The sequence below is a fragment of the Wolbachia endosymbiont of Armadillidium vulgare str. wVulC genome, assembly GCF_001027565.1.
GTDB lineage: Bacteria > Pseudomonadota > Alphaproteobacteria > Rickettsiales > Anaplasmataceae > Wolbachia.
The window spans coordinates 34,411-51,026 of record NZ_ALWU01000005.1 but is presented as its reverse complement, the minus strand read 5'-3'; the positions used below and the strand labels follow the sequence as shown (position 1 = coordinate 51,026).

The following is a 16,616-nucleotide window of genomic DNA, read 5'->3' as shown; positions in this document are numbered from 1 at the left end:
ATAGTTTTAAGGTATAAATTATAATGAATAGAAAAATTTGGCTTTATAGTGTTTTGCATAATGCGTTGTACAAAGTGGATGAAGATAACGATTTAGATATTAGTAATGTAATAAAAAAAATAAAAGAAAGGCTAGAAAGTGGAATGCGAACTTCAAGCAAAGAAAACTATTATAAATATTTATACACTTCTTGGAAAAAAAAAGGTTTTGATATTAATCACAAATTTGATTTGAAAGACTATGATGGCTTTCCAGTAGATAGTCTCTTTTCTATTGCTATTAATTGCAAACCTTGCGTTTTACCAAATCTAGCGCAAGTTTTAATAAAAGCAGGGGCTAACGTGCAAAGCGAAAAAGGATATTTACATGCCTGCGCTTTGATTCGTTCTCCAGACGTGTTAAAGGCTCTCATAGAAGCGGGGGTAAATGATAGCCCACATGAACACTACGGTGGAAATACCGCTTTAGATTGCGTTACTAAATTATATGGTACAGATAAGTCAATTAACTGCGAAGATTGCTGTAAGATTTTAATTAAGCATACATTAGAAAAAAATCCCAACATAGAAGTGCCAAATTCTGTAAAAAATAATAAGGAATTGGCTCAATGTTGGAATGCTTGTGAAGCAAATAATGAAGGATGGGAATTGATTACACCAAGCACTGAGACACAAGTAGTCAGTGCGCAAAAAGCAAATAAGAGCTCCTGCTCAATTCAATAGATCTATTGTATAACTGTTGTTTGAATCACAATAGGAAAAGGTTTGTTATTTAAGCTTAAAAAACGTATACGATAGTGTTATTTCACTTAAATCTTTCGTGCTATTGTCACGCATTATTTCAGGGTCTACGTAAAAGGATACAGGCATAGCCGCTTTTTGTTTTGGTAGCAGCATTTGCTCTTCAAAACAAAAGCATGCAACTTTATTGAAATATTTACCTGCTTTAAAAGGTGTGACATTATATACTGCCATTCCAAATGAAGGCTGGTCAGATAAATTTTCTGCATAATAAAACACTAAACTTTGTTGCCCTATATTTGTATCGATGTAGTTAGTTTCTGATTTAAATTCCCAAGGCAGACCGGACATTATATCAGCATTAAGGTGAACCCTGATTTTTTGGTCAGTTGCGCTTATTGTTGCATTAGTTGCTTTTCTCGTTGTGCCACCATATCCAGTAGCTTTGCAAAAAATACTATATAATGGTACCGAAGCATATGCAAGACACAGCATCAATACCACTAAAGATATTAGGAGGAAAACTATAGAACTCTTATTGCTTCCCCTTAAAAAGGAAAACATCTAATCCTTATTGTTGAACAAGTTAAGTAACCTGAGTAAATTGAGGAATATATTGATGAAGTCAAAGTAAAGATTAGTTGCACCAAGTATTGCCAGCTTAGTGGTTGCAACTTCTGAGCCATCATTATACCTATAATAAACATCTTTGATTCTTTGAGCATCGTATGCGGTCATTAAAGTAAACACTACCACTGATACAAACGATATTGCAAAGTAGAGAGGACTGCTTCCAAGAAACAGATTAACTATAGATGCAATGATTAACCCCCAGACTCCCATAACCAAAAAAGAGCCCATACTTGTAAGATCTCTTTTGGTAGTATTACCATATAAAGCCATAGAGCCAAACATGATCGATGTAATGAAAAACGCCCTTGCTATATTTTCTGAAGTATAAACTACAAAAACATAAGATAGGGAAAGCCCCATTAAGACTGAAAATAAGAAAAATATAGTAACTGTGGACTGAGCACTTAAGTGTTGAATCCTAAAAGACATATAAAACACCAATGCAACTGGAGAGAACGCTATTACAAGCGATAGAACGGGATTAGAATAGATCACCGAAAAAAAACCAGAAAATACCGTTAAGAACGCAACAAGTCCTGTAATGCCCAAAGCTAAAGCCATATAATTATATACTTTAGTTAGGTAACTTCTGAGCCCAGCGCTATAATAAACGCCTTGAGAGCGAATATCTTGTTCATTTCTCATATAAGGCATAAATGTAACTCCTTTATTATCTCTTGATGATACATTATAATACAATACAGCGTTTTTATCAAGTATAAAATGATATACTGCAATTGCAATTAAATAGCGGAGTTCCCAGGAGAAAAAATGGACAATTATCAATACTGATGTGTAAATAGTTAAAGGTTTTGGACTGTTAGTAATTTATAAGACATATAACAGCAGTGGTATCTGTGAGAATCAAGTTGACTGGTACGCAATTAGAGAATTTCTTGCATAACTATAAGCAAGCCAGTTTCTGGTAGCGTGTAACTATTATAATAACCCCAGCCAATAGAAATTATTTTTACCATCCCCTTTAATTATGATTTAAGAGGAATGGTGAAAGTAGTTTTTGCATTTACTAAGGCATTCTTCTTATAGATACTACACCAACAATCCACTATTTTTTCTATGTCTCGCGGGGTAACCTTTGGACCTATACTGATTCTAATTGAACACTCTGCTTGCTCTTTTGTTGCTCCCATTGCAAGCAAAACATGAGAAGGCCCAACTTTTCCAGAAGAACATGCAGAACCATTGCTGACTGCAATATTATTTAAGTCAAAATGCATGAGCTGCAAATCATTCTTCACTCCCGGCATATAAATAAAACTTGTGTTTGGCAACCTTTTAGAATTTTTGCCAAAGATCTTGATATCACTGACAAGACTTAATAACTCACACTCCAATTGATCACGCAGCTTCTCTACTTCATCCATTTTTGATAGAAGATCTGGAATGTTTTGCAATGCAGCAGAAAGACCTGCGATTGCGACAATATTTTCTGTACCACCACGCAATCCTTTTTCTTGCCCACCACCTATTATAATAGGTTCTATTACAAGCTTTTTGTCAAATATTAAAACTCCACTACCTGCTATACCACCAAATTTGTGGGCAGATAAAGTAAGTAAATCCACTCCTAAATCTTCCATATTCACTTCAATTTTCCCAACACTTTGAGCAGCGTCAGTGTGGCAAATTGCTCCAAATTTGTGTGCTATTTCAGCTATCTCCTCAATAGGTTGAATAACTCCGGTTTCGTTATTTGCCATTATAACTGAAACTATTGCTTTATTTCCTTTAAGTTCGCTTAGAATTTTCTCTAGCTCTAAAAAGTCAATAATACTCTCTTGATTAACGGGTATTATATGTGGATTACATGTAGAATAAGAATTGAAGGATGCTCTATAGCTGAAATTACATGCAGATAACCTGCTATTCCTCTCATGACGAGGTTATTCGCTTCAGTTGCACCAGATGTAAAAACTATTTCTTTATCATCTGGAACGCCAAGAGCATCACGTACGTTATCTCTTGCATCTTTAAGAATCTTCCTCGCTTCTTGTCCTCTTTTATGCAGCGATGATGGATTTAGTGTTTGTTTTGACAAAACCTCAAATATACTTTTTTTTACATTTTTACTCATTGGAGCAGTTGCATTATAATCAGCATACACGCAACTACTATTTTCCAGAGAGAATAAACTCACAGGCTTACTTGTCACTTACCATTAACCAATTATGTACATTAACTTTAACACGATAAAAAATTTATTGCAAAGACAGCGAAATTAATACATAATTAATAAGTAATTTAGATTATCAATGCCTGTCAAAACAGGTTCTTATGAGGAGTCATAATGGTAGAAGTCTTTTTAAATAATTCAACAAAAAAGATAGAAGGTAGATACCATCAAAGCAAAGATACTAATGCACCGGTTGTACTAATTTTACACCACCATCCCCAATATGGTGGTAGTATGGATAGTAAGATTATACATAGTATATATGAATCCTTTATCGATAATAACTTTTCTGCATTGACAATTAATTTTCGTGGCGTCGGAAAATCTACCGGAACTTTTGATAAGGGTATAGGAGAATTAACTGATGCTGCAGTAGCTATTGATTGGCTTCAGGAGCATAACTCTAACAACGTTCCAATTTGGGTAGTCGGTTTTTCTTTTGGAGCATGGGTAGCTATGCAGTTGACAATGCGCCGTCCAGAGATAGTAAGTTTTGTTGCCCTTTCTCTTCCAGCAACTAAATACGATTTCTCTTTTCTCTCTCCTTGTCCAGTCCCTGGACTTATAATACAAAGCAATAATGATACAATTTCAGAAGAAGGCGATGTAACAGAATTAGCACAAAGGTTAATAAACTCGATAAAAAGTGACCATATGGAATACTACATAGTAGACAATACTAATCACTTTTTGAGGGATAAAGAAGAGGAAGTAGTTCAAATTATAGATAACTATATAAAACTACGCTTAAACAGTGCAGCTACTTCTTCCAAGAAAGCTAAAAAAGAGGTAAGAGTAAAAGAATATGCCTAACTTTACAAATAAGAGAAATGAATGTATTAATATAAATAAAAAAGGTCTTGTTATGCTTAAGCAATTATTATTTCTCGTTTTAGCAATGTTTATGTTGTCAGGATGTTTTCTAAGCAAACAGCGTAAGTTAATGAGTCCGTGTATAAAAAGCAATGAAAGTATTTCGTGCGAGTTATATTCTGTTAATGATCATTGGTTAAATAAGTATAAGGTATAGGTAGTTTGTATTGTATTGCTTCTTCCATTCACAGCTTCATTAATGATCCATTACTTAACTGGAAAATGTGATCTGCTTTTTCTGCAAGAAGATAATTGTGTGTCACTATAAGCATAGAACTATTATTTTCCTTTACATACGAATGCAACAGCAAAAATATATTCAAAGAATTTGTTGGGTCTAAATTTCCTGTTGGCTCATCTGCAAGTAAAAGCTTTGGAGAGTTTACAATGCTTCTTGCAATTGCGACCCTCTGCCTTTCTCCACCAGAAATTTCAGATACCATACTACTTGCTTTATTTTCCAGACCAAATTTTTCCAATATTGCTTGCGATTTTTTTTTTGCTTCAGCTTTGCTCCTTTTTGCTATAAGCTGAGGAAGCATAACGTTTTCCAATACTGATAACTCTTGTAATAAATAGTGAAATTGATAAACAAAGCTAAGAAAATTTCTTCTTATATGAGTTTTATATTTATTGCTGGCTTGCGTGCAATTTACTCCATCTATTGTCACTACACCTAAAGTTGGCTCATCCAATAGGCCTGCAATTTGCAATATAGTTGTTTTTCCTGATCCTGAATTACCAATCAATGCAACTACTTGCCCTCTTGTAATCTTTAGGTTGATATCTTTTACAATAGCAGGAGTTTTTTTGAAGCTCTTACTCACAGAAGTTAGCTCTAGTGCTACATCACTACCCATATTATAAAAAGACCCAGTAAAGGCAATTAAACCGAGAAACTGTTACCACACCCACATCGAGACTTAGCGAGAGCGTTCTTGATTTGAAAACCAGAACCACTTAGATCCTCAGTATAATCTATAGTTGAGTTATTTAAAAATTTTGCTGAACAATTATCAACCATTAACACAGGGTTCCCATTTTCATCATTAACTATTATATCTTTACCACTTGTGCTAAAGCTGGAGTGAATTCTATAGTCCTCACTGTCTTCATAATCGTCGTCTTCGTCATCAAATTCATCATCATCTTCGTCATCCAAAGACATCTTCTTATTTACTTTATCCATAAGAAAATTATACTTGAAGCCAGAACATCCACCACCTGACACTGCAACCCGCAAAACAGAACTCTCATCTCCTTCCTGTTCTACAAGGGAGTGGATTTTCCTTAACGCATTGTCAGTTAAGTTAATATTGTAATCTGTTGACATAACAATCACCGTTCATTATTGATAACTTATTATACTAGAAATTTTACATGTCAAACAATAATTTTCTATTAAGTTACGCGTGCTTTCCAAATAAAACAAAAGGAAGAAATTTCAAAGAGCCAGAAGACGAAAATCGCAGCTGTTTTCAGCGTGATAGGGACCGCATTATTCATTCTAATGCATTTAGGAAATTAGGATACAAAACACAAGTTTTTATCAATTATGAGCATGACTACTATCGCACTCGGCTAACTCATAGCCTTGAAGTTGCGCAGATTGCAAGATCCATCGCACGCAGGCTCAGCCTAGATGAGGACATTACTGAATGCATAGCGCTTGCACATGACCTTGGTCATCCTCCATTTGGTCACGCAGGTGAGGATGCTCTAGTTCAAGTTGATAACGAGAAGTATAAGTTTGATCATAACGTTCAAGCTATAAGGATTTTAACTTATCTCGAGCAAAAACATGCTGACTTTAATGGCATGAATCTAAGTTGGGAAGTGATTGAAGGTGTTGCAAAGCATAACGGTCCTTTACTCGGTCAAAATACGGTATCCCACACAAATAATCAGCTGTTATTAGAATACAATGAAAAATATGATCTAAAGCTTGAAGAATTTTCAAGCATTGAAGCACAAGTTGCTTCAATTGCCGATGATATTGCTTACAGTGTTCACGACCTTGATGATGCACTCAGAGCAAATTTAGTAACCATCGAAGATTTGCTTGATGTTCCTTTAATTGGCACAATGTTTAAAGACGTAAGGAGTGAATATTCAGAATTGGCTCAGAGCAAGCTCATACATGAATCACTAAGTAGAGCCATAGGAATTATGATAAATGATGTTGTATCTCAAACTGAAAGAAACATTGAAGCTCACAAAATAAAAAGTGTGAAAGACGTGAGAAGCTTAAACAAAATGTTAGTTACATTCTCATCAAGTATTGCACAAGCCACAGAAGAAATGAAAAAATTCAACATGGAAAAAATATATAGAAGCTATAAACTGAGCAGAACGATGAACAAAGCAAAACGTATAATACGTGAACTTTTTCAATGTTTTTATGAAAATCCGAAATTATTGCCCACAGAGTGGAATGAGCTTGCTTGCAAATCTCAGCAGCGTTCAATAGTGATATGTGACTATATTTCGGGCATGACAGATAGATTTGCCATACATGAGCACAGAAGAATCTTTGATACCTCATACGAAATGACTTCTTTCTAATGACCGACGATTATTTCATGTCGATCGCATTAAGACTTGCAGAAAAAAGTCTTGGAAATGTTGCACCAAACCCTGCTGTCGGATGTGTTATTGTAAAGGATGGTACAATTATTAGTGAGGGATATACAGGGATTGGTGGGCGTCCACATGCAGAAGTAGTTGCTTTGCAAAATGCTAAAGATTTTACTCATGGTGCAATTATGTACGTCACTCTTGAACCATGCTGCCACTTTGGAGTTACAGAACCTTGCACTGCAGAAATCATAAAATCAGGAATAAGAAAGGTAGTGATTGCAGCAATTGACCCAGATAGTAGAGTTTTAGGTGGAGGCATTAAAGCTCTAAAAGAAGCAGGAATTGAAGTTGAGCAAGGTATTATGCAAAAAGAGGCAGAAGAACTGAATGTCGGTTTTTTCACCACTAAAAAATTTCATAGACCATTTATAGCTTGCAAAATCGCAACAACTCTTGACGGAAAAATCGCAACATTTACAGGCGATAGCAAATGGATAACAAGTGAAGATACGAGAAATTGGGTGCATGAGCTCAGAGCAAAATACGATGCAATTATGATTGGCAGTAATACTCTTATTAATGACGATCCGCTCTTAACTTGCAGATTACCAGAACTTAAAAATAGATCGCCAATAAGGCTAATTATCGATAGCCAAGGGAGATTGAAGGAAGAGCATAATATTGCAAAGACTGCAGACAAAGTAACAACTTGGGTGATTACAAATAAAGAAATAGAGGAAAAAATAAAAAACATTAATTATTTGATAGTCAACTCAAATCACAAACCTCTTGTTATTCCAGGTGTCACTCCAACACACTCTCCCACCATTCCAACGCCTTCTCCTGTCATCCCAGTGCCCAGACACTGGGATCCAGAAAACTTTAAGCAATTGAGTAGTGAAGACTGGTCACGCGCTGGAATGACATCAGAGCCTGATATTATCGATAAAGTCTGCCTAAAAGACATGGCATCAAAACTTGTTTCAGAAATTGGTATAACAAGGTTATTAGTTGAAGGTGGGGGAGTGTTAATCACAGAACTATTAAAGTGTAATTTAATCGACAGGTTAATAATCTGCCGCAGTGGTAAAATTTTAGGCAATGATGCCACTCCTTTTATAGGAAATTTAGGAATTCAATCTATTAATAAATGTTACCAGTTCAAAAAAGCAGAGCTCATAGACTTTGATGAGGATGTGGTTGAAGTGTGGGATAAACTATAGTAGCCTTTATCCATTTGAATGGTAGAAATAAAGGAAGAGGTAGAAAATCTACCTCCTATGTAATCTATTATGCTGTTTTTTCTTGAAACTTATCTTCAAATATTTTCATAACTTCAGGTTTTTGTAGTTCAGATACAAGATCGAGTGCTTCACCCTTCTCACCTTTAGATCCTTGTTCACCCTTCTCACCTTTAGGTCCTTGTTCACCCTTCTCACCTTTAGCATGCATTTGCTGATATGAAGCATAAGCTGCTAAGGCAAAATATGCAGCCACAATAAATAGAGCTACAATTCCAGCAGGATCAGCAATAAGTGCTAAAGATGCAGGGCCAGCAATTACTTTAGTAGCAATTAATATTGCTGTTATTGCTCCCGCTAAAGATGCAAGTGCAACTGTACCTTCAATACCCATTTTTGTTATAGGTGCTATGTTTTTTAGTTTCCATATACTTGTAGTCATAATCACTTCCTCCTTATTAAGGTTAGTAAAAAATTAATCATATATCAATAATGCACGCTAGTCAAGCATTCTATTAACAACTTAGTATTTTATCTACTTTCTAAATTGTTACTAATTATGTAAGATTGATATATGGTAAATGGCTGGCTGAATCTTGACAAACCAATAGGAATTAGTTCTGCGCAAGCTGTAACCCAAATTAAAAGGATTTTTGGAATAAAAAAAGCTGGTCATCTGGGAACACTTGATCCTTTGGCCTCAGGTGTGTTACCGATTGCTCTTGATGAAGCAACAAAAACTATACCGTATTTATCCTGCGACTTAAAGGCATACAATTTCACAATCAAATGGGGAAGGCAAACAACTACGGACGATTTAGATGGTGATATTATTAGAACTAGCACTATAAGACCTCAGTACAATCAAATAAATTGTGCGATTAAGGATTTTATTGGTGAGATAACACAAACTCCTCCTCAATTTTCAGCAATAAAAATCAAAGGAACAAGGGCATATAAATTGGCAAGAAGTGGGCAAAAGGTAAATATAAAACCCCGACAAGTCAAAATACATGAGCTGAAATTGATATCTGTGGACACCATAAATAATAGTGCAAATTTTTCTATGATGTGCGGTAGTGGTGTATATGTGAGATCAATTGCTCGGGATCTTGGCATTGCATTAAATTGTTTTGGACACATTACGAAATTAAGAAGAACTATGGTAGGTGATTTTAGAGAAAATAAGTCAGTGACGATTGAACAGCTTATTGAAAAAAATACAACAGTCCATCTTTTTGTGTCATTCCAGCGCGTGACGCTGGAATCTAGAAAAAAAGAAGAAGAGTGGATCCCAGTGTCAAGCACTGGGATGACAGAAGATACAGGAAGTAATACAAAAAGTTTCATCATCCCCATTGAATCGGCTTTAAAATCGATGTTCAAAGTTGAAATTTCCTTAGAGGAAGCGGAGAAAATCAGAAAAGGTCAAGAAGTTATATTAAATAACTTGCGTAATTTAAAGAATTATGATATTTTTTGTACGATAGTGGGTAATGTACCTATTGCAATTTGCAGTTTTACTCATGGTTATGTGAAGCCTATTCGTGTTTTTAATATTTTGAAATGAGGTTTAGATGTCAATAACATCCCAAAAGAAAAAAAATTTGATCAGTATATATGCAATTAAAGAAGATGATACAGGTTCATCTTTTGTACAATGTGCAATTTTAACCGAGAGGATCAGTAATTTAACTGAGCACTTTAAAGTGCATAAGCATGACCATCACTCTAAGCGCGGTTTACTTATATTGATAGGTAAAAGGCGCAAGCACTTAAATTATATAAAGCGTAAATTTGGTAATGAAGCCTATCAAGAATTAATAGAGAAGTTAGGCATTAGAAAATAATCGAGGAATTTTGTATGTTTGAAATTATAAAAAAATCTACAGATTGGGGTGGACGTACCTTATCTTTAGAAACTGGAAAAATAGCACGTCAAGCTGATGGTTCAGTAGTTGTAAATTACGGTGATACTTCTATTTTAGTAACTGTTGTGCATAAAAAAAAGGAAGAAAGTGTTGATTTTCTTCCTTTAAATGTGCAGTTTATTGCAAAAAGTTATGCCATGGGTAAGATTCCTGGTGGTTTTTTTAAAAGAGAAGGAAAACCGTCTGATAGAGAAACCTTAATTTCAAGAGTAATAGACAGAAGTGTAAGACCACTATTCCCAGAAGGTTTTCACGATGAAATTAGTGTAGTATGTAATTTATTAACTTACGATACAGTCAATTCTCCTGAAGTACCAGCATTGATAGGTACTGTCGCAGCTCTTGCAATTTCCGGTGTTCCTTTTCACTTTACTATAGCTGGAGTTATGGTCGGTTGCGATGAAAATAACAATTATATACTCAATCCTTCCGTTCAAGAGATGAAAGCAAGCAGTTTGGATCTGTTTTTGTCTGGTGATGAAAATTCGATTTTAATGGTCGAGTCGGAAGTCAAAGAGCTCTCTGAAGAAAATGTTCTGAGTGCAATAAAATTTGGTCATGAACATCTTCAACCTATCATTAAGCTTATAAAAGAATTTGCTGATACAGTCGGTAATAAACCTGAAAGCTTTATTCCTGTTGATATATCAGATGTAACTCAAGAACTTGAAAAATATGGCAAAGATTTTGAAGAAGCATATTCAAAAACGGTAAAACAAGAGCGAGTTCAAGCTCTAGAAGCGGTCAGAAATAATATATTAAATACTCTTAAAGAGGCTGGAAAAGACGAAAAGTTAATTACTTATGCAGTAAAAAACTTTGAAAGATCTTTAGTGCGTGAAATGATTAGAAAGAAAAGTGTAAGGATAGACGGTCGTAAGCACGATGAAATACGCCAGATAGAAGTTGAGGTTGACATTCTATCCAAGACTCACGGTTCTGCGCTGTTTACAAGGGGTAATACTCAGGCGCTAGTTGTTACTGCTCTTGGTACTACACAAGATGAGCAAATTGTGGATGATATTGAAGGAGATAGACGTGAGCATTTCATGCTGCATTATAATTTCCCTCCATTTGCTGTTGGAGAGGCTTCTGCTATACGTGCACCAGGAAGGAGAGAAATCGGTCATGGTAAACTTGCTTGGAAAGCAATTCATCCTGTTTTACCTGATAAATCTGAATTCCCTTATACAATAAGAGTAGTATCTGAAATTATGGAATCTGATGGTTCTTCTTCCATGGCAACAGTTTGTGGAACCTCCCTTGCATTAATGGATACAGGTGTACCAATAAAGGCTCCTGTTGCTGGAATTGCTATGGGCCTCATCAAAGACGAAAACGAATGTGTAATACTTTCTGATATACTAGGTGATGAAGATTATCTTGGCGACATGGATTTTAAAGTAGCAGGAACTAGTGAAGGGGTTACGGCGCTGCAGATGGATATGAAAATTTCTGGTATAAGCTTTGAAATTGTTGAAAAATCTTTAGAACAAGCAAAAGCTGGAAGGTTACATATCTTAGAAAAAATGAATGCAGTAATTTCAGAACATTGTAAGGATATAAAAGATCATGCACCAAGAGTGGTATCATTTTATATAGGTAGAGATGAAATTCCTGCAGCTATTGGTGCTAAAGGAAAAAATATACGCAGTGTATGTGAAAGAAGTAATGCAAAAATTGAAATAGGAGATGACGGTAAAGTTTCTGTTTTTGCCATGAGTAATACTGAAGCTGAAATTGCAAAGAATATGATGATTGATTCAATAACAGAACCAGAGCCAGGTACTATAGTTGATGCTAAGGTTATAAATATAGAGAAGTCTATTGTAGAGCTTGAGCTTCCTAATGGAAGGAAAGGAAAAATGCATATAAGCGAAGTAGCTAATCAACATGTAGAGTCTATTGAGGACATACTTAAACAGGGTGATACCTTCAAAGCTTTGATAATTGATTTTGAAAAGGGTGGGTGCCCAAAATTGTCAAGACGTCGTGTCGATCAAGAAACAGGTGAATTTTTTGAAGGTAAGCTTTACAATGAAGGAAGGAAAGATGGTTTAAATAATAGGGATAATTATTATAATAGTTCGTTTAATAAAAAACCTGGAGCTAATTATCAGAATAATAGACCTACTCGTCCTCGCTCTGGTTTTAATAATAGAAATAGGCCAAAATTTGGTAATAATGATTCATCATCAGGTTTCTATTGAAAGTGGAATTACTTTCTATCATCCCAGTGTCTAGACACACAATCGTACAAACATTATCTGTAGGATGCCAGTGTGTGACACTGGCATCTACCGTCTTAAACATCAAGATAAAAATTATTATTTTTTATCATAGCATTTAAACAAATGATGATTTTTCTCATTACAGCAACTTTAGCGGCTTTGCCAGAGTCAACTAAACGCTGGTAAAATACTTTCATTTTTTTATTATGATGCATTGCAACCACAGCAGACATGTATAATGCTTTTCGAGCATAAAATCTGCCACCTATGATTTGAGCTTTGCTTATTTTCCTTCCGATTTCGTTGGTTTTTGGCAACTAAACAAGCTATTTCCTTATTATCTAACCTACCAAGTTCAGGTACCTCTATGAGTAGGATACTTGCGGTCAACACCTTTATAGCTAGTTAGCAGTTTGCTTTTTTCCTTCAAATCAGGATCAGAGTTCTTCTATATCTTTCCTAACTTGCTCTTTTGCAAATTCTATCTGTCTTTCTATATATTTTCTGGCTTTTCCTGTTGAAAACGGCACTTATTTGCATATCGTTTAGATTGCGCTCAACTGCTCTTTTAGTTCTTCTTGCTTTTGTGAAACTATGTATTCTATTACCTCGTCATTTTTTGTGATAAATTCAGCATATTTTTCTAGTAATTTTGCATCTAATTTATCTGTTTTTGCAAAGTGGTTGCAGACCTTTGCAAACCCGATTTGGGTGAGCTCTGTGAACAGCTATGTTATGTTCCCGTAACAACTTTATGACAAATTTTTCATAACCACCTGTTTACACATAACCTAATAAGTACGTTAACTATTTTTGACTTTATAAACTCAGATATAGCTCTTTCTACATTTTCTATACGCTGATGTTTATTATCGATTGAGATATCAAGTGTTTCTTTTGAAACATCAAAAATAGCCATTTTTGTACCTATAAATATAATCAAATAATAATGTAAATGCTGTACAGGATTGTTTTTCTACCGTTCGTACTCCATTTTTTAAAGCTAGGAGTGTACTGAGATGCCTACGATTTCTATCAATCAATCCAATTGACAGCTTGCTCATTATAGCCTTGCGGCTTTGATTTAATATACAATCATTTATATTACCTTAAAGCCTTACTATGCCTTTATTATCCCTTTGGGGAAACCTCTTTTAAGTTAGCTATATGATACCACTTGTTATACTTTCAACACTTATGATGTCTATTCCCGCTGAGTTAGGATTCATTACCTATAATTTGCTTTTTTTTGTTTTTTGTTTGGTAGAAGTCATAGTCCTATCCACCTTGTTTGAGTTTTATTTTTATGACTCCCCCACAAGAACCGTGCTTGCGTAGAGTAGGTAGCCAGCGAGTTACTACTAAGCACTTTTCCAACAACCCCTCTCCGAACCACGCATCCGTATCACGTGGCTCTCCGATAATCTTTACATTTTAAGGAATCACCATCATATTTACCATATTGGATTTTCTTATGGCATTCATGACAAACAACAAGAGTTTTCCTCTGTCATTCAATCATTCTTTTCTTCCATTCAGGTAGTTTAGTATTATTTTTACTTCGCAGATCAGTAAGTTTACGTACCTCAATTTGCTCTTGTGATTTACATAATTCACAAGTTTGCGCTAGTAGTCTTTGTATTACTTCACTACGCTTATTCCATATTGGTATAACGTTATCATTTACACTGACCCATTTATTCCATTTTAGTGATACAGTACCAAAGTGTGTAATAAGTGGTATCTTTGGTGACAAACTGACCTTACCCAGAAAAAGTAGAGAGGAAGTTAAGAAGTTTTTTCAAAGAGGTGTGATATGACAAAAAGAAGAGAACATACAGCAGAATGCAAAAATGAAGACTGGAAAAAGAAACAGGTCAATCATCAGCAAAAATAGGAAGAGATTTGGGTATTAGCGGCTAAGCAGGTGGGTAAAAACATACAATCCCAGGAAAAGGAACTTGTGACAAAGAAAAGTTTGATTTAAAGAAAGAGCTGGCAACGAGAGAAAGAGACATTTTAAAAAAAGCCCTGGGATATTTTGCAAACCAAAAAGAGTTTTTATAAAAGAACATGAAAACTGCTATAAAACACGGGAATTATGAAGGTTTTTGAACGTATCTGCTTGTATAGATGGATTACTCAGAAAAAAACAATAAGAGAAGAGCTCATACAAAGAAAAGCATCACAATGCAGGTACGGAGCTCCTAAACTGAATTAAAGGCTTTAGGTAAAATCAAAACAATGTTATGCAGAAAATGGCATTCAAGCTAAGCTTAGATGAAGGTTTAAAACTACAAATAACATATTGAATCAGAATTTCACCACTGATCAACCAAACAAGATATGGGTTTACGTACATAAAAACCAATGAAGGATGGTTATATTTGGCAGCAATAATTGATGGTCAATGAGTAGCTAAGCGATTAGTTATAGATGCTTTATTTATGGCTATTGCGCAAATCTGCTTATAGCGATCAAGGATCACAATACACCTCTAAAAATTATCAATTTTTACTGAGTACAAAAAATATTATTTCTAGACAAAGGTTGTTGTTATGATAATGCTGTTTCAGAGAGCTTTTTTAGTTCACTCATACTCATTGATACTTCACAATACTCTGCACAACACCGCAATATTTGAATATATAGAGGGAGTGTTAAATAAACTGTGTCAAACCAAGAAATAAAAATATAATTGATATAAAAAAACGGAGGTTTGACATGAGTCAAGTAAATAAAACTACCGGATTGGTAGATTATAAAGAATTAGAAACCTGTCGTCTATACGAGAAGGAAGACCGCTAACAGGAAGAGATGACACCGTTTATAAAAAAGCTGCTTGAGGCAAGTCTGGAAGGTGAAATAGAACACCACTTGTCTGGTGAAAGCGAAGAAAATAATCGAAGAAATGGGAAAAACTTTACGTACAAGTGCAGGCTCATTTGAATTGTTAACACCAAGAGATAGGGAGGGAAGCTTTGAACCTCAAGTAGTTAGAAAAAGACAAACAAGCCTACATCCCGAACTTGAAGCAAAGGTCTTAAGCACATTTGCCAGTGGTATGGAGATATAGCGTCACATGTTGAGGAAATTTATGATCACAAAATATCTGCAGCAGAAATATCAAGTATTACCGACAAATTGCTACCGATAATCAATGAATGGCGCAGTCGCCCACTGCAATCTGTATACCCGATAGTGTTCATGGATGGCATGTTTTTTAAGGTCAAGGAGGATGGGCATTGTGTAAGTAAATGTATGTACAATATATTGGGCATAGACCAAAATGGTAAAAAAGAAGTACTGGGCTTTTATTTAGCTGAAAGCGAAGGAGCTAACTTCTGGTTGGGTGTATTAAATGACCTAAAAGAGAGAGGTATAGAGGACATTCTGATAGCTTGTGTAGATGGACTAAAAAGCTTTCCTACAGCAATAAATAATGTGTTTCCTAATGCAGAAGTACAGCTATGTATAGTGCATCAGATAAGAAATTCATTGAAATATGTATCTAGCAAAGATGTGAAAGTTTTTATGAATGATTTGAAAAAAATATATCGTGCTACAAGTAAAGAAATTGCTGAAAATTATTTGCTTGAGCTGGAAGAAAAATGGGGCGAAAAGTATCCGTTAGTTGTAAAATCTTGGCAGAATAATTGGGAAAATTTGTCCAGTTATTTCAAGTATTCAGGTCCAGTTAGAAAGTTAATTTATACTACTAATCCTATTGAGGGGCTGCATAGGCAGATCAGAAAATTTACTAAGACCAAAGGCTCATTTACCAACACAAACGCCTTGTACAAACAGGTATATTGTGCTATAAAAAAAGTAGAGCAAAAATGGGTCATGGCTTTGCCTAATTGGGCATTAACTATTTCTCAGCTTGATATTTTCTTTCCTAACAGATTGAAAATTCAGTTGAGCTAAAAATGTGGTTTGACACAGTTTATTTAACACTCCCGAACGTTCAAAAAAGCATACGAGTCAAGTTAAGAGAATACGTCCAATATAGCAACCATTTAGTATCTGTTCAGATACATGGTTAATGCTGAAACCAGTGCTCCCTTTCTTGTCATCCGAGTAGCTGACACTGGGATGGCTAAGTTTGAAATAGCTTCATGAATTTATTGTACGTTACCTACTATCCGAAGTGCTATGCAACAAAGCCATTACAGCGTCACGCACTGACCATT

14 protein-coding genes and 4 pseudogenes are annotated in these 16,616 nt (G+C 35.1%); 10 read left to right on the top strand and 8 right to left on the bottom strand.

All coding sequences use genetic code 11. From position 1 onward, the window contains the following. Nucleotides 1-23 precede the first annotated feature (23 nt). Nucleotides 24-722 carry an ankyrin repeat domain-containing protein gene (locus wVul_RS03615; RefSeq protein ID WP_047759218.1) on the top strand — a complete coding sequence of 233 codons (699 nt, stop codon included), beginning with the start codon at nt 24-26 and terminating at the stop codon, nt 720-722. A 45-nt stretch (nt 723-767) separates the two neighbouring features. On the opposite strand, the gene wVul_RS03610 is transcribed toward wVul_RS03615, so the two are convergent. The 3 genes and pseudogenes from wVul_RS03610 to wVul_RS03600 form a co-directional block, all read right to left on the bottom strand. Further along, the gene (locus wVul_RS03610) at nt 768-1,304 is read right to left on the bottom strand and encodes a cytochrome c oxidase assembly protein (RefSeq protein ID WP_047759217.1); all 537 of its coding nucleotides are present in this window, start codon (nt 1,302-1,304) and stop codon (nt 768-770) included. Then, entirely contained in the window at nt 1,305-2,027 is a 723-nt protein-coding gene (locus tag wVul_RS03605; RefSeq protein WP_047759216.1) for a Bax inhibitor-1/YccA family protein, read from the bottom strand. A 332-nt stretch (nt 2,028-2,359) separates the two neighbouring features. Next, nucleotides 2,360-3,546: pseudogene (locus tag wVul_RS03600) on the bottom strand (cysteine desulfurase family protein). A 135-nt stretch (nt 3,547-3,681) separates the two neighbouring features. Between wVul_RS03600 and wVul_RS03595 the strand changes: the two are divergent. Continuing rightward, nucleotides 3,682-4,380 carry an alpha/beta hydrolase gene (locus wVul_RS03595; RefSeq protein ID WP_047759215.1) on the top strand — a complete coding sequence of 233 codons (699 nt, stop codon included), beginning with the start codon at nt 3,682-3,684 and terminating at the stop codon, nt 4,378-4,380. Next, nucleotides 4,373-4,597 carry a Type IV secretion system protein VirB7 gene (locus tag wVul_RS03590; RefSeq protein ID WP_047759214.1) on the top strand — a complete coding sequence of 75 codons (225 nt, stop codon included), beginning with the start codon at nt 4,373-4,375 and terminating at the stop codon, nt 4,595-4,597. The genes wVul_RS03595 and wVul_RS03590 overlap by 8 nt, the downstream gene beginning before the upstream one ends. A 28-nt stretch (nt 4,598-4,625) precedes the next feature. On the opposite strand, the gene wVul_RS03585 is transcribed toward wVul_RS03590, so the two are convergent. Together wVul_RS03585 and wVul_RS03580 are read right to left on the bottom strand one after the other, a co-directional pair. After that, nucleotides 4,626-5,300 (bottom strand): ABC transporter ATP-binding protein, encoded by a 675-nt coding sequence (locus tag wVul_RS03585; protein ID WP_047759213.1) that lies wholly within the window; start codon nt 5,298-5,300, stop codon nt 4,626-4,628. Nucleotides 5,301-5,326: 26 nt separating this feature from the next. Continuing rightward, entirely contained in the window at nt 5,327-5,773 is a 447-nt protein-coding gene (locus wVul_RS03580; RefSeq protein WP_047759212.1) for a HesB/IscA family protein, read from the bottom strand. Nucleotides 5,774-5,820: 47 nt separating this feature from the next. On the opposite strand from wVul_RS03580, the gene wVul_RS03575 reads away from it, so the two are divergent. Both wVul_RS03575 and ribD read left to right on the top strand, forming a co-directional pair. Next, nucleotides 5,821-7,005, top strand: a complete 1,185-nt coding sequence (locus wVul_RS03575) for a deoxyguanosinetriphosphate triphosphohydrolase (protein WP_047759211.1) — start codon at nt 5,821-5,823, stop codon at nt 7,003-7,005. After that, a complete protein-coding gene (ribD, locus tag wVul_RS03570) occupies nt 7,005-8,243 on the top strand; it encodes a bifunctional diaminohydroxyphosphoribosylaminopyrimidine deaminase/5-amino-6-(5-phosphoribosylamino)uracil reductase RibD (protein WP_047759210.1) in 1,239 nt (412 codons plus the stop codon). Before wVul_RS03575 ends, ribD begins: the two co-directional genes overlap by 1 nt. Before the next feature lie 67 nt (nt 8,244-8,310). On the opposite strand, the gene wVul_RS03565 is transcribed toward ribD, so the two are convergent. Then, a complete protein-coding gene (locus tag wVul_RS03565; RefSeq protein WP_047759209.1) occupies nt 8,311-8,703 on the bottom strand; it encodes a collagen-like protein in 393 nt (130 codons plus the stop codon). Nucleotides 8,704-8,835: 132 nt separating this feature from the next. On the opposite strand from wVul_RS03565, the gene truB reads away from it, so the two are divergent. From truB to pnp, 3 genes are read left to right on the top strand one after another with little or no spacing between them, the layout of a single operon-like run. Next, complete coding sequence (gene truB / locus wVul_RS03560) at nt 8,836-9,831, top strand: tRNA pseudouridine(55) synthase TruB (protein ID WP_047759208.1); 996 nt, start codon at nt 8,836-8,838, stop codon at nt 9,829-9,831. Between the two features lie 7 nt (nt 9,832-9,838). Next, nucleotides 9,839-10,111, top strand: a complete 273-nt coding sequence (gene rpsO, locus wVul_RS03555; RefSeq protein WP_047759207.1) for a 30S ribosomal protein S15 — start codon at nt 9,839-9,841, stop codon at nt 10,109-10,111. Nucleotides 10,112-10,125: 14 nt separating this feature from the next. Then, entirely contained in the window at nt 10,126-12,402 is a 2,277-nt protein-coding gene (pnp, locus tag wVul_RS03550) for a polyribonucleotide nucleotidyltransferase (protein WP_047759206.1), read from the top strand. Nucleotides 12,403-12,497: 95 nt separating this feature from the next. Here the strand turns inward: pnp and wVul_RS10485 are convergent. Beyond that, a pseudogene (locus wVul_RS10485) lies at nt 12,498-13,342 on the bottom strand (transposase). A 591-nt stretch (nt 13,343-13,933) separates the two neighbouring features. Then, entirely contained in the window at nt 13,934-14,179 is a 246-nt protein-coding gene (locus tag wVul_RS03540) for a hypothetical protein (protein WP_047759203.1), read from the bottom strand. 60 nt (nt 14,180-14,239) lie between these two features. Between wVul_RS03540 and wVul_RS10480 the strand changes: the two are divergent. Beyond that, nucleotides 14,240-15,113 (top strand): annotated as a pseudogene (locus wVul_RS10480) (transposase family protein). Between the two features lie 34 nt (nt 15,114-15,147). Next, nucleotides 15,148-16,350 (top strand): annotated as a pseudogene (locus wVul_RS03535) (IS256 family transposase). The last annotated feature ends 266 nt before the right edge of the window (nt 16,351-16,616 follow it).